This is a genomic window from Roseburia yibonii (genome assembly GCF_014297335.1).
GTDB classification, from domain to species: Bacteria; Bacillota; Clostridia; order Lachnospirales; family Lachnospiraceae; genus Roseburia_D; species Roseburia_D yibonii.
The window spans coordinates 116,561-129,832 of sequence record NZ_JACOQH010000002.1 but is presented as its reverse complement, the minus strand read 5'-3'; the positions used below and the strand labels follow the sequence as shown (position 1 = coordinate 129,832).

General features: G+C 44.0%; 14 protein-coding genes and 1 pseudogene. All 15 read right to left on the bottom strand.

Annotation, left to right across the window (positions count from 1 at the left end):
• Window positions 1–3: 3 nt before the first annotated feature.
• The 15 genes and pseudogenes from flhF to H8Z76_RS03315 all read right to left on the bottom strand — a co-directional run bounded on the left by flhF (window position 4) and on the right by H8Z76_RS03315 (window position 13,263).
• A complete protein-coding gene (flhF, locus tag H8Z76_RS03385; RefSeq protein ID WP_147618130.1) occupies window positions 4–1,251 on the bottom strand; it encodes a flagellar biosynthesis protein FlhF in 1,248 nt (415 codons plus the stop codon).
• Window position 1,252: 1 nt separating this feature from the next.
• A pseudogene (gene flhA / locus H8Z76_RS03380) lies at window positions 1,253–3,286 on the bottom strand (flagellar biosynthesis protein FlhA).
• A gap of 28 nt (window positions 3,287–3,314) precedes the next feature.
• Window positions 3,315–4,442, bottom strand: coding sequence for a flagellar biosynthesis protein FlhB (gene flhB / locus H8Z76_RS03375; RefSeq protein WP_147618132.1), 1,128 nt, complete (start codon window positions 4,440–4,442; stop codon window positions 3,315–3,317).
• Between the two features lie 2 nt (window positions 4,443–4,444).
• Window positions 4,445–5,224 carry a flagellar biosynthetic protein FliR gene (gene fliR / locus H8Z76_RS03370; RefSeq protein WP_147618133.1) on the bottom strand — a complete coding sequence of 260 codons (780 nt, stop codon included), beginning with the start codon at window positions 5,222–5,224 and terminating at the stop codon, window positions 4,445–4,447.
• An 11-nt stretch (window positions 5,225–5,235) separates the two neighbouring features.
• The gene (gene fliQ, locus H8Z76_RS03365; protein WP_022514658.1) at window positions 5,236–5,508 is read right to left on the bottom strand and encodes a flagellar biosynthesis protein FliQ; all 273 of its coding nucleotides are present in this window, start codon (window positions 5,506–5,508) and stop codon (window positions 5,236–5,238) included.
• A gap of 18 nt (window positions 5,509–5,526) precedes the next feature.
• Window positions 5,527–6,411 (bottom strand): flagellar type III secretion system pore protein FliP, encoded by an 885-nt coding sequence (gene fliP / locus H8Z76_RS03360; RefSeq protein WP_147618134.1) that lies wholly within the window; start codon window positions 6,409–6,411, stop codon window positions 5,527–5,529.
• A 7-nt stretch (window positions 6,412–6,418) separates the two neighbouring features.
• Entirely contained in the window at window positions 6,419–6,802 is a 384-nt protein-coding gene (locus H8Z76_RS03355; RefSeq protein ID WP_147618135.1) for a flagellar biosynthetic protein FliO, read from the bottom strand.
• Between the two features lies 1 nt (window position 6,803).
• Window positions 6,804–7,166: a response regulator gene (locus H8Z76_RS03350; RefSeq protein ID WP_022514661.1), complete on the bottom strand. Its 363-nt coding sequence runs from the start codon at window positions 7,164–7,166 to the stop codon at window positions 6,804–6,806.
• A 39-nt stretch (window positions 7,167–7,205) separates the two neighbouring features.
• On the bottom strand, window positions 7,206–8,333 hold the full coding sequence (fliY, locus tag H8Z76_RS03345; RefSeq protein WP_022514662.1) for a flagellar motor switch phosphatase FliY: 1,128 nt from the start codon (window positions 8,331–8,333) through the stop codon (window positions 7,206–7,208).
• 4 nt (window positions 8,334–8,337) lie between these two features.
• The gene (gene fliM / locus H8Z76_RS03340) at window positions 8,338–9,318 is read right to left on the bottom strand and encodes a flagellar motor switch protein FliM (protein WP_022514663.1); all 981 of its coding nucleotides are present in this window, start codon (window positions 9,316–9,318) and stop codon (window positions 8,338–8,340) included.
• 34 nt (window positions 9,319–9,352) lie between these two features.
• Window positions 9,353–9,865, bottom strand: coding sequence for a flagellar basal body-associated FliL family protein (locus H8Z76_RS03335; RefSeq protein WP_022514664.1), 513 nt, complete (start codon window positions 9,863–9,865; stop codon window positions 9,353–9,355).
• Window positions 9,866–9,882: 17 nt separating this feature from the next.
• Window positions 9,883–10,707 (bottom strand): flagellar motor protein MotB, encoded by an 825-nt coding sequence (locus tag H8Z76_RS03330; RefSeq protein WP_186981678.1) that lies wholly within the window; start codon window positions 10,705–10,707, stop codon window positions 9,883–9,885.
• Window positions 10,707–11,504 carry a motility protein A gene (locus H8Z76_RS03325; RefSeq protein WP_186981814.1) on the bottom strand — a complete coding sequence of 266 codons (798 nt, stop codon included), beginning with the start codon at window positions 11,502–11,504 and terminating at the stop codon, window positions 10,707–10,709. The genes H8Z76_RS03330 and H8Z76_RS03325 overlap by 1 nt, the downstream gene beginning before the upstream one ends.
• 45 nt (window positions 11,505–11,549) lie before the next feature.
• The gene (locus H8Z76_RS03320; RefSeq protein ID WP_186981677.1) at window positions 11,550–11,795 is read right to left on the bottom strand and encodes a flagellar FlbD family protein; all 246 of its coding nucleotides are present in this window, start codon (window positions 11,793–11,795) and stop codon (window positions 11,550–11,552) included.
• 91 nt (window positions 11,796–11,886) lie between these two features.
• A complete protein-coding gene (locus tag H8Z76_RS03315; RefSeq protein ID WP_186981676.1) occupies window positions 11,887–13,263 on the bottom strand; it encodes a flagellar hook protein FlgE in 1,377 nt (458 codons plus the stop codon).
• Between the last annotated feature and the right edge of the window lie 9 nt (window positions 13,264–13,272).

Genomic DNA, 13,272 nt, shown 5'->3' with positions numbered 1-13,272 from the left:
GCACTATTTTCCTCCCAACAGCTGCTTTACAATTTTCTGGGTGTGGAATAATTCAATATCATCCGGCACATTCTGTCCATTCGTTGTATATGAAAGATCTGCGCCTGAATACAATCTGATATTCAGTAAATTTCCATACGCTGATGTTTCATCAAGCTTCGTAAATATGAGTTTGTAATCCGCAATATCGTGATAGACATCCGCGATATTGACAAGATCCTTATATTTTGCCGTAGCGCTCACGACTAAAAATACTTCTTTTTCATATTTTTTATCCAGACTGTTTACCAGCTTTTTAATGTCATCCTTCTGTTCCATGTTCTTATGCGAAAATCCTGCGGTATCGACCAATATCAGATCATAGTCTGCCAGCTGTGCGATCGCCTGATTCAGTTCCTCCGGCGCATAGACGATGGAAAATGGCGTATCCAAGATATTCGCATAGGTCTTTAACTGCTCCGCCGCCGCGATCCGGTAAGTATCCGCTGACAACAGTGCCACCTTTTTTCCGGCATCCAGTTTGAATTTGGAAGCGACTTTCGCGATCGTTGTTGTCTTACCGACCCCGGTAGGTCCGATAAAGAAAACAACCTTCGGCTTTTTCTCTCCGAATTCGATCGGCCTCGGCTGTCCGAATTTCAAGATCATTTTCTGATATATACTGGAAAGGATGTAGTCAACACTTGACCCGCCGCGCACTACTTTTTCGATATCCTCTAAAATCACATTGGCATATTTCTCATTGATCTCATTTTCAAGCATAATGCCATAGATCATTTTTAAGAACTTCATGCCTTCTTCCTGTTCTTTTGTCATCTTCGCAGTTTTCTCCTCACGCTTTGACTGGCTCTTTGCCGTTTCCGTCTCTGCCGGAGCAAGCTTCTTTTCAAGCAGATCCTGAATATTTTCAATGCGCTCTTCCAGACGGTTCTGGCTCTCGCGCTTTAAGACTTCCGCCTGTCGGTTCGTCTCCCGTCTTGCCACAGTCTCCTGCGGCTGGATCGGAATTTTGATCTCCTCATCCGCAGAAAAATTGATATTATCCTGAATCGCAAGGCCGGAGCTTTTTGCTACCGGCTGCTGTTCCTCTACCGCAGCCGTCACTTCATATGCACTATCCTTTAAAAAATGAAACAGTCCTTTCGACTTGATCGGTCTGACATTCATGATAACCGCATTCTCACCAAGCTGTTCTTTCGCGATGCGGATCGCTTCTTCCTGCGTTCTTCCCTGATACTTATTTATGGTCATTTTATCCTGTCACCATCCCTACTGACTGTAATTCTACATTGGATTCCACCTCATTGTAAGACACAACGATCAGATCCTTAAAATAATCCTCTGTCAATTTCTTAAAATACATACGAACGATCGGAGACGTCACAACGATCGGATTTTTACCAAGGCTCTCCAGTTTTGCCACTTCTGTTTCCACGGAAGCCATGATCGCCTTTGTCCGTTCCGGATCCAGTGTAAGATACGCGCCCTGCTCTGTCTGTTTGACCGATCCCATGATATCCTGTTCCACCTTCGGATCCAGTGTGATCACGCTGGTCGTTTCATTCGCAGGGAAGTACTTACTTGAGATCGCACGCTTTAAGCTCTGTCTTACATATTCGGTCAGTACATCCGTATCCCTTGTCGTCGCCGCATGGTCCGCAAGCGTTTCAAAAATGGTCAAAAGATCACGGATGGAAATTCCCTCCGCAAGTAGGTTCTGGAGTACTTTCTGTATCTCACCAAGCCCAAGCAGCTTCGGAACCAGCTCGTCCACAAGGGCAGGATTGTTTTCTTTTAAATTGTCCACAAGATTCTGTACGTCCTGTCTGGTCAGAAATTCCGCAATATGGGAACGGATCACTTCTGTCAGATGGGTTGCGATAATGGACGGCGGATCTACAACCGTATAACCGAGACTTTCCGCCTTTTCCCGCTGTCCTTCGGTGATCCAGATCGCCGGCAGATGGAACGACGGTTCAAACGTAGGGATACCTGTGATCTCTTCTTCGACATATCCCGGGTTCATCGCCATATAGTGGTCAAACAGAATCTCACCCTCTGTGACCTGAATACCCTTGATCTTGATAATATACTGATTTGGATTCAACTGAATGTTATCACGCAGACGGATGATCGGCACAACGGTACCAAGCTCCAGCGCGATCTGCCGCCGGATCATTACAACACGATCCAAAAGGTCTCCACCCTGATTTACATCCGCAAGCGGAATGATTCCATATCCGAATTCCAACTCGATCGGATCCACCTGCAGCAGGGAAACCACATTCTCCGGCTTTCGGATCTCCTCCGCGTCTACCTCATCCTCGTTCACTTCATCCTCGATCTCTTCCATGCGTATGCTCTTCTGCATCTGCTTTCCGCTGATGATAAACACCAGACCAAGTCCGACAAACAGATACCATTTTAAAGGTGTTACAACACCAAGAAAAATAAGCGCGCTTCCAACCAGATACAATACTTTCGGAATACCAAAAAGCTGACGCACCAGCACGGTTCCAAAGTCCGCATCCTTTGATGCCTTCGTGACCAGAATACCGGTCGCCAGAGAAATCAAAAGAGACGGAATCTGGCTGCAGAGTCCGTCACCAATGGTGAGTATGCCGTACTGCTGTAATGCATCTACCGCGGTAAGGCCCTGTCTGGTAACTCCCATAACAGTTCCGCCCAAAAGATTGATCACGGTAATGATAAGTCCTGAAATAGCATCTCCCTTTACGTACTTTGTCGCACCATCCATAGAACCAAAGAAACCGGCTTCTTCCTAGATCTTATTTCTCCGCTCTCTTGCTTCTTTTTCTGTAATGGCACCTGTATTCAGATCCGCATCGATCGCCATCTGTTTACCAGGCATTGCATCCAGGGTAAAACGCGCGGAAACCTCTGCCACTCGTTCAGAACCTTTATTGATGACAATGAACTGTATCAAAATCAACACAACGAACACAATGGCACCGATGATCAGATCACCGCCACCTACGAACTGTCCGAATGTCTCAACGACGTTACCCGGATCACCGGTAGAAAGGATCAGTCTTGTCGAAGACACGTTCAGAGAAATACGAAAAATTGTCGTAAACAAAAGTAATGTCGGGAAAAACGACATTTCAAGTACTTCTTTTACGAACAGTGAATTAAACAATATAACAAGCGCAATCGAAATATTGATCGCCAGCATAACATCCAATAAGTAATTCGGAATTGGAATAATGAAAAATATGATGGCCGCCAGCAAATAGATTGCAACCCCCACATCTGATTTTTTCATGCCAACTCCTCCTTTATCTTTTATGTTTTTATCTATTCTTTAGATTATATACCATCGCAAGCACCTCGGCAACTGCCTGATACAATTCCGGCGGAATTTCCGCTCCGATATCCACATTCGCATAAAGCATTCTTGCCAATGGTTTATTTTCAACGATTTCAATATGGCACTCTCTGGCCTTCTCCTTGATCTTCTGTGCCAGATAGTCTTCCCCTTTTGCAAGGACGACCGGTGCCTTTGCCTGCTCCGCGTCATATTTTAACGCAACAGCAAGATGGGTCGGGTTCGTGATAACGACATCCGCCTTCGGAACATCCTGCATCATACGGCGCTGGGAAGCTTCACGCATCCTCTGTCTCTGGCGTCCCTTGATCTGCGGATCTCCTTCTGTATTCTTATATTCATCCTTTACTTCCTGCTTGGTCATCTTCATGTCATTTTTGAATTTGACCTTCTGATAGATCCAGTCTGCCAGACCGACGATCAGATATACGAGACTGATCTTTAACCCCGTATTCAGGATAATATTACCGCACAGTATGATTGCCTGCAGCAACGGTATATCATATAAAACAAACAGGTTATTTTCATTTCCCTTGATGCACTGATAAGCCACGATCGCGATCAGTGCGATCTTTACGATCGATTTTACCAGCTCAAATAACGCATCCTTGGAAAATATACGCTTAAATCCGCTGATCGGATTAAATTTGGAAAGATTTGGCTGTAACGGCTTTGCCGTAACTTTCCACCCAACCTGTACTATACCAAAAGCCAGGCTCACAATCAATCCTATCAGTAAAAAAGGTGCCATGATCTTTAGCATAAAAAGGAGCATTTCATGCAACAGTGCCGACACTGTACGCAGAGTGATCCCGCCAATACTGTCATTTATAACATCCGGTATCTTGTTGTAAAACACGGAAAATGTTCCAAAGAAATTATCGTAAACAAATGACATGAATAGTTTCAATATCAGAAATAATACGATCAAGTCGACCGCAGAACTGATCTCCCGGCTCTTTGCAACCTTACCTTCTTTTCTTGCATCTGTTAATTTTTTCGCTGTCGCCGGTTCTGTTTTCTCTCCGCCCGGCCCGTCTTTCGCGAACCGCTGCAGATCATAAGTCAGCAGAAGCCTTTTTTCCTTTTCCACTTCTAATGCATTCCCTCTAACATCATTGTCATGATCTTTTTCATCTCACTGAACACAAAATCTGAAATGTATGGCAGTAATCCAATCGTCAGAAACATGATCAAAAATCCCAGCAGGATCTTTAACTGGATACCGATTGCAAACATATTCATCTGTGGCGCCACCTTCGCCATGATTCCAAGAATCACATTCAATATCATAATACAGGCAAACACCGGTAAAACCATACGGAATGCCAGAATAAAGATATCACTCATCAAAGTGACCATCGTTGTCATCATATGATTCCAGTTAAAATTCTGCCCGTTGATCGGCAGAACCTGATAGGAATCCACGATCGCCCGCAGAATATAATGCTGCATATTGGTTACTACCAGCAACAGCAGCACCAGATAATTATATAAGTTACCGGACACCGCGGACTGCGTCATTGTCACCGGATCATATTCGGTTGCCATAGAAAGACCGATGTGCATATCGATCATATTTCCGGCGACCTGCATGATGTATGTACAGATATTCGCCGCAAGCCCAAGAAAAAGCCCTGTTGTAACTTCTTTTACTACGATCACAGAATACCCCAGCATCCCATCATACGTCAAAACCGTTTTCGGCAAAATCTCATAGACGATTACCGAAACACATGCCGCAAAGCCGATCTTAACTCTCCGCGGTGTATTCGACATATTAAAAAACGGCGCTGACACCATAAAACTGGCGATCCTGATCAGAATCAGGATAAAATATTCTATGCTCTCCAGCGAAAAATTTATATTTATCATTTCCTGTTATCCTAGCTTATGTATATTCCAAAGTCATTCCACAGCTTTACCATGAAATCTGACAACTGATTCAACATCCAGGAACCACATAAGATCATTCCAACAAACACCGCGATGATCTTCGGTATAAATGTAAGTGTCTGTTCCTGTATGGATGTCACCGTCTGAAAAATACTGACAACTAATCCAACAATCAGTGATATTAAAAGAAGAGGCGCTGACACGGTAATAATCGTATAAAGCGCATCTCTAGCAATATCGAGAACCTGCCCCTGTGTAATCAAAGCCGCCTCACTCCCTCGTTAATAAAATGTCTGCACCAGATTCTTAATCACAAGATCCCATCCGTCTGCCAGTATAAAAAGCAATATCTTAAACGGCAGCGAGATCGTTGTGGGCGGGAGCATCATCATACCCATTGACATAAGTACGGACGCCACGACCATATCGATCACAATGAACGGAATATAGATCAAAAACCCGATGATAAATGCTGTTCTGAGTTCACTGATAATGAAACTCGGTATTAAAACAGAATTCGGAATATCTGCCTTGATCTGATCCAGATCCGCGCCCGGATCATAAGAGATCTGCGCAATTTCACAGAACATATTGATATCCTTCCTCTGTGTCTGTCCAAACATAAACTCCCGAATCGGTTCCATCCCGGCTTCGAAAGCTTCTTCCTGTGTGATCTCACCTGCATCTAACGGTTTTATCGCATTCTCATTCACCTGTGTAAAGACCGGCTGCATGATAAATATTGTCAAAAACAGTGCCAGACCAATCAATACCTGGTTTGGCGGTGAAGTCTGTGTACCGATCGCAGAACGCAGAAAATGCAGCACGATAATGATACGGGTATAGGAAGTCAGCATAATCAAAATCGACGGTGCCAAAGCTATTATGGTGATCACCAGAAATATCTTGATATCCGCTGATACGCTTCCCTCATCATTGTTATAAATAATATGTAATCCGTTATTATTATCGCTTGTTGACTTTTCACCCTCTCCCGGTGTACTCGTCACATTTAAGGAGCCGATGTCCTCCGCATCCCGGCCGGATGCGGTTTCTGTGGAAGCCGCACGCACGATACCCGGATGGGAAAGCAACAAAGCCGCGCAAATCATTAATGCCGCGAAAGCAAATGATACAGCACAATATATTTTTTTCAACTTACTCATTCTAATCCTACTTCTTCGGTAAATGATCCTTGAATTTTTTCAGTACCTCACTGAAATTCTCCACGGTACCCGAACTATTCTCCAGTTCCTCTAAACTCTCCGCATTCAGCTGTTCTTTTGTAAGCATCGTCAAAAACGTAATCTCATCTTTTCCGATTCCGATCGCCATATAAGCATCACCAGCTCTTATGATCTGTATGTACTTATTGGTTGTCAGTTTCAGTGTCTCAACCACCTGCAGGTTCTTGTTAAAAGAACGGCCTTTCTGATATGATGCGATCCACTTTGTTGTAAGATACGTCAGTCCCAGCACCATGACAAAAATGACCAGCACTCCAAGCAACTGAAAAAAGTTACTCACACTTCCTGTACGAACTTCAAGTAAGATCATCTTAGCCAACTACTTTTTTCACAGCTTCCAATACACGCTCTGCCTGGAACGGCTTTACGATAAAGTCTTTTGCGCCAGACTGGATCGCTTCGATAACCATGGCCTGCTGTCCCATTGCGGAACACATGATTACACATGCATTCGGATCTCCCTCTTTAATCTTCTTTAATGCCTGGATTCCGTCCATCTCCGGCATGGTGATATCCATCAATACCAGATCCGGTTTTGTCTCGTTGTACTTTTCTACTGCTTTCTGACCATTCTCAGCTTCTCCTGCAATTTCATAACCATTCTTTGTCAGAATGTCCTTGATCATCATTCTCATAAAAGCTGCATCATCACAAATTAAAATATTCTTTGCCATATCTGTATCTCCTATTCTTCTCTCAATAATTATTATTTTCTATTTTACAATATCTGTAATTCGAATACCATAACTTTCTTCAATTACTACAACTTCGCCCTTTGCCACATATTTGCCGTTTACCAGTACATCGATCGGTTCTCCGGCAATTTTATTTAATTCGATAATAGTTCCCGGAGCGAAATCCAGAATATCCTGAATGGATTTGCTTGTTCTTCCAAGCTCTACGGTCACTTCAAGCGGTACATCCATGATCAGATCTATATTTTCACTCTGGAAAGCCGGATTCAGATCATTGGTAAATGCCTGGAACTGAGCCTGCTGTACATTTACCGGTTGTGTCATCATCGGCTGTGCCATCATTGGCTGTTGATTCATCATCTGCTGCCCCATTCCTGCTGTCGGCTGTGCCATCATCGGCTGTTCTGCCGGCTGTGGTGCCGGTTCCGGTGCTGGTGCCGCACTGCTTTCTGTACTTGTTTCCGGTCCCATATTCTTGGTAATGCTTGTACACATTTCCTGTGCAAAGGATACCGGATATAACTGCATGATCTCACTGTCTACCAGATCGCCAATCTCCATCTTGAAAGAGATCTTCACAAATTCGCCTGTTAAGAATTTTTCGATTTCTCCCTCATCCTCTGTATCCTGAAGATCGATCAGATCCGCAACAGGAGGACTGATATCGATTGTTTTATTGAGCATGGAGGAAAGAGACGTCGCGGATGATCCCATCATCTGGTTCATAGCCTCGCTGATCGCACTCAAATGCAGTTCGCCAAGCTCAACATCTGTGTTAGTACCATCTCCCCCCATCATAAGATCAGTAATAACTTTTACATCATTTTCCTTTAAGACCAAAAGGTTGGTTCCATCCAGACCTACCGTATAAGCGATCCGGATAAAAACGCATGGCCGCTCATAAGCAGCAACCACGTCTTCCCACTGCGCCATATCAACAACCGGCGTTGAGATCTCAACTTTCCTGTTTACCAGCGAAGACAATGTCGTCGCTGCCGTTCCCATACTGATATTGGCAACTTCACCGATTGCATCTTTGTCGCTGTCTGACAGGATTCCAGTGCTGCTGTCTGTACTTTTATCCGCAGATCCCTGATCTTTCGCAAGTAACGCGCTTATTTCTTCCTGCGATAAAACTCCATCCATTCTTTCACTGCTCCTCTCTGATTATTGAAGTAACCCTTACTGCGTATTCATCTCCCGATGCTCCCGGCAGTGCGGTAAACTTTCTGATATTTCCTACATATACATTTAATTCCTGGTCTACTTTTGTATCCAGTCTTATAATGTCACCCCTCTGTAAATTAACAAATTCATTTACTGAGATCGTACTTGTACCAAGTACTGCTTTCACCGGTATCTGTGCTCTCGCGATCAAGTTCTCGATCGCCTCATGATATTCCTTTTCATCCTTTTCCTGCATGGATGAGAACCAGTATTTCGTATTCAGTTTGTCCATGATGCTTTCCAATGTCAGGTACGGCAGACAAATATTCATCATGCCTTCCACATCACCGATTTTCATGTTAATCGTCAAAATAGCGATCATTTCAGACGGAGATATGATCTGTGCGAACTGAGAATTCGTCTCAATTCTTTCCAGACGCGGATGAATATCCGCAACATTCTCCCACGGTTCTCTGAGCAGATTCACACATACCGTCATGATCCTTTCAATGATCAGTAACTCTATCTCTGTAAAATCTCTCGGTTTTTCAAGCGGAGATCCATTGCCGCCCAACATACGATCTACCATCGCATAGCCCAGATTGGATGCTAACTCTATAATGATATTGCCGGATAACGGCGCAAAATTAACAATTCCAAGTAAGACCGGATTGGACAGAGCATTGGAAAATTCAGAATAGGTAACCGCCTCTGAATTCATCACTTCTACCTGAATATTCTTTCGCAGGTATACCGGAAGATTGGTTGATAAAAGCCTTCCATAATGTTCGAAAATAATTTCCAGTGTTCTTAAATGTTCCTTGGAGAATTTGGATGGTCTTGCAAAGTCATAGTTCTTTACCTGCTTTTCGCCATTGTCTTTCATCTCCTCAACATCTAACTCACCACTGCTTAATGCCTGCAGCAAATTGTCTATCTCATTTTGAGATAAGACTTCCCCCATGCACTCTCACCACCTAACTAATCCTAGTTTTATTTTATTGATAAGTAGCGCTGGAGAACCCAACACTTACAATAAAATCTGAATCAAATAACTTCTGTAAATCTTTCAAAATCGCATCCTGAACCTGCTGCTGGTTGTCACGGATCTGATCATATGTATACTCTGCCACGATCGTATTGATCTCGTTTTTGATCAGACTCTGTTTTGTATCCAGTGTCGGCTGATAGGTTTCATAATCAGGATCTCCCTTATTTAAGGAAAGCGAAACAGTAAGCACCGCGTAATGGTCTTTTCCGTCATCCCCGCGTTTCAAGTTGATCGTCATACTGTCCGGAATATCGTATGTTTCAATGTCGTCGATCGGCACAGTAGACGCATCAGTTCCTTCCCCGCTCTTCAGTTCGAGATTGATTGCACTGCACACCTGATTAATCAATTCATTGGATTTCTTGGTTTCTGGCAGGATTGTGATTGTAAGGATTGCCGTCAAAACAAGGTTTACGACAAGTAATGCCAGAATTAAAACTGAAATAAGATTCTTTTTCATTTTCTTCTTCCTTTCTGCTACTGGTTGCCCGAATTATATGAATTATATATTTTTATTTCCACACGCCGGTTTCTTGCTCTTCCCTCCTCCGTACTGTTATCCGCGATCGGAACATATTCGCCGCGCCCGGAAGATTTGATATATGCCGGATTCAGATTGGTAATGCTTCTGACATAATCCGCAACTGTCAACGCTCGAAACATTGACAGCACATTATTGTCCGCATATTTTGAACTGTGAATCGGAATGTTATCGGTATGTCCTTCTATTTCTATAATATTCTGGTTATAATTCTGCAGGATCGCCCCAATCTTGTCAACCAGCGGATATGCATCCTGACGGATCTCCGCCTTTCCCGAATCAAACAACAGTGCGCCATTTAAGGTGAGCGCTACATATTGTCCGTTAAAGTCTACTTCCACTTGATCCTGAATGCCATACTGCGCGGCCATCTGTTCGATCTGTTCCGCCATCTCTTCGGATTCTGCCAGCTCCTGCTGTTCGTAAAGTTCTACCGCATCCTGTGTGGAATCCGTCTCTGCGTCACTTTCTTCCTCAGATTCACCATCCACTGTTCCATCACTGAAATAAGTACTCATCTGGGACAGCTGGCTGACGCCTGCCGAAATTGCCTGTCCGTCACTGATGACCGAACTGCCGCTCGTTGAAAAGATACTGAAACTGCTGTGAAAAGAAGCCACCAGCTGTTCATATTTTTCCGTATCTACGGAAGACATTGCAAACAAAAGCACAAAGAAACACAAAAGCAGATTCATCAGGTCAGCAAAAGTATTCAGCCAGCTTGCTCCGCCCTGCGGCTCCTCTTTCTTCTTTCTAGCCACTATGCCTCACCTCCGGCCTGCTCGTTTGACATACCCTCACGCATCTTCGGAGACAGGAAGGATTTCAATTTTTCTTCTATTACTCGTGGATTTTCTCCTGCCTGAATGGACAGAAGTCCCTCGACCGTAACCTCTTTCAGCATGATCTCTGTATCATTATTTACAGTCAGCTTTGCCGCCGTTGGCGCGCAAAGCCAGTTCGCAATAATGGAACCATACAATGTTGTAACAAGAGCAACCGCCATATTCGGTCCTACGGTCGAAACATCACTCAAAGTCTTTAACATATTGATAAGTCCGATCAGGGTACCGATCATACCCCAGGCAGGACCAAGTTCTGCCCACTTCAGCCAGAAGCCGATGACTTTTTTATGTCTTGCCTCTATGCAGTCGAGATCGGTTTCAAGAATTCCGCGAACCAGTTCCGGATCCGTACCGTCTACGACCAGCATAACGCCTTTTTTTAAGAATTCATCTTCAATTCCGTTGGCTGCTTCTTCCAGTGCAAGAAGTCCTTCCTTTCTTGCTATATTCGATAAATCAATTATATTCTTAATCACTTCGCCCACGTCTGATTTTTCGTCTTTAAAGAACAGCGAAAAACTCTTCAAACCGGCAATGAAATCCGGTAATTTATGTGATGCAAGCACGCCTGCAAGGGAACCACCGATCGTAATCAGTACGGACGAAAAATCGTACATATTTCCCAGTGCCGCCATACCCTCATCACCGGAAGATACTCCGTACACGAACATTACCACACCCATTAAAAAACCTGCTATAGACGCTATATCCAACTTAGCCACCTGTCCTTTCGTCCTGAAATTCGTAAATCAGGAGTCCTATCCCTGGGCTCCCCCATCCAACTGTCCTTCTCTTTCCCCCGGTTGCAACCAGGCAAGGCCAGTAGACATACATTCTTTCTTATATAATATTACTAAATTTTTAATCTCTTGTCTACTTTCTTTTACAATTATCTTTTTTCCCGTAACAAATGATATGACAGTATCCGGCGTCTCCTCCACCGTTTCGATCAATTCCGCATTTATCAGGGTTTTTACTCCATTCAGCTTTGTAACTTCTATCATAACATCACCCGCTATTTTTTGCACATCATGTCGCATTCCGGAGAATCCTGCCGCAGCAGGATCCCCAAAATACGGTTTTAATCACTGACTATTAACGTTTCAGGTTTACGAGTTCTTCCAGTAAGGTATCAGATGTTGTGATGATTCTTGAGTTCGCCTGAAAGCCTCTCTGTGTTGTGATCATATCTGTAAACTCTGTAGAAAGATCTACGTTTGACATTTCGAGCTGTCCGGATGTCATCTTACTTCCATCCGCAGTGATCTCGGTTCCGATTCCGTCGAAATCACCGGAGTTCAAGGTTGTTGTATAGCAGTTCTCACCGACTTTTTCAAGACCGGATGCGTTTGCGAACTGTGCGCTTGCGATCTGGCAGAGAAGCTCGGTATTTCCGTTATCATAAGTACCCCAGATCTTTCCCGATGTATCTACCGAAAGTCCGGTCAGAGCACCCAGTTTCTTTCCTTTTCCGGTTGTATCCTGGCTGGATGTACCCGGCTTTGCGCTGATCGTGGACTGTTTGTTATTGTTGTCCATCTTGCAGGCACTGAAATCTACTGTGATATCTGAGAACTGATCATTCCATGTTCCTGCCAGATTCATCGTTACAGAATTGGTTCCTGCCGCATTCACATAATCAAATGTACCGTTATCCGGATTGAATTTTAATTTTGTATCCGCAAATACTGCTGTCTTATTTCCGGTAATCTTTCCGTTTGCAAAGCAGGATTCGTTGTTCTGATCGATGATGTCGGTCAGGCTCACGGTATAATCACCCTTCTCCTGTGATCCGGCTGATGTCGGAACGATATTGAATTTTGCGGTGTATGTATATCCGAGCTTATCGGTAAAGTTAAGGGTCATCGTCAGACCGCCATTGGTCAGATCCGCAGTGTTCTTATCCAGGATACCGGCAACATATGCTTTGGTGGTCTCTTCCGGTGCGGATGTCATATTATCCGCAGACATAACTTTAAGCGCGGAAACCGTATCCTTCTTGATCGTACGCTCGCCGGTCATCGGATCGGTCTGTACCTGCCATCCCATAACTGTATAACCGGTAGATGTCATACACAGGTTTCCGGATCCGTCTACATAGAAGGAACCTGCTCTTGTAAAAAGATTCTCAGAGCCATTGTTTACAACAAAGAAGTTTGTTGAGTTTGCATCTGTCAGACGGATATCAAATGCGTTTCCAGTTGTCTGTGCCGCGCCGGAAGATGTGATGCTCACATTGGTTGCGCCGGTTGTAACACCAAGACCAATCTGTTTTGCGTTGATACCACCGGTTCCGGTTGCCTCGTTCGCTCCCGAAGCGGAAGAAATTGTCTGATACATGATTTCACTGAATGTAACTGCGGATGATTTAAACGCAACGGTATTTACGTTTGCGATATTATTACCAATAACATCCATTTTTGTCTGATGTGTCTTCAAACCTGACACAGCAGAATACATTGATCTCATCATAATGAAATG

What these genes read in the sequence shown, in the direction of transcription:
- H8Z76_RS03355 (WP_147618135.1), bottom strand. Translation starts at nt 6,802, where the DNA reads ATGATCTTACTTGAAGTTCGTACAGGAAGTGTGAGTAACTTTTTTCAG.
- H8Z76_RS03350 (WP_022514661.1), bottom strand. Translation starts at nt 7,166, where the DNA reads ATGGCAAAGAATATTTTAATTTGTGATGATGCAGCTTTTATGAGAATG.
- flhF (WP_147618130.1), bottom strand. Translation starts at nt 1,251, where the DNA reads ATGACCATAAATAAGTATCAGGGAAGAACGCAGGAAGAAGCGATCCGC.
- fliP (WP_147618134.1), bottom strand. Translation starts at nt 6,411, where the DNA reads ATGAGTAAGTTGAAAAAAATATATTGTGCTGTATCATTTGCTTTCGCG.
- fliM (WP_022514663.1), bottom strand. Translation starts at nt 9,318, where the DNA reads ATGGGGGAAGTCTTATCTCAAAATGAGATAGACAATTTGCTGCAGGCA.
- H8Z76_RS03320 (WP_186981677.1), bottom strand. Translation starts at nt 11,795, where the DNA reads ATGATAGAAGTTACAAAGCTGAATGGAGTAAAAACCCTGATAAATGCG.
- fliY (WP_022514662.1), bottom strand. Translation starts at nt 8,333, where the DNA reads ATGGATGGAGTTTTATCGCAGGAAGAAATAAGCGCGTTACTTGCGAAA.
- fliR (WP_147618133.1), bottom strand. Translation starts at nt 5,224, where the DNA reads ATGATAAATATAAATTTTTCGCTGGAGAGCATAGAATATTTTATCCTG.
- H8Z76_RS03335 (WP_022514664.1), bottom strand. Translation starts at nt 9,865, where the DNA reads ATGAAAAAGAATCTTATTTCAGTTTTAATTCTGGCATTACTTGTCGTA.
- H8Z76_RS03315 (WP_186981676.1), bottom strand. Translation starts at nt 13,263, where the DNA reads ATGATGAGATCAATGTATTCTGCTGTGTCAGGTTTGAAGACACATCAG.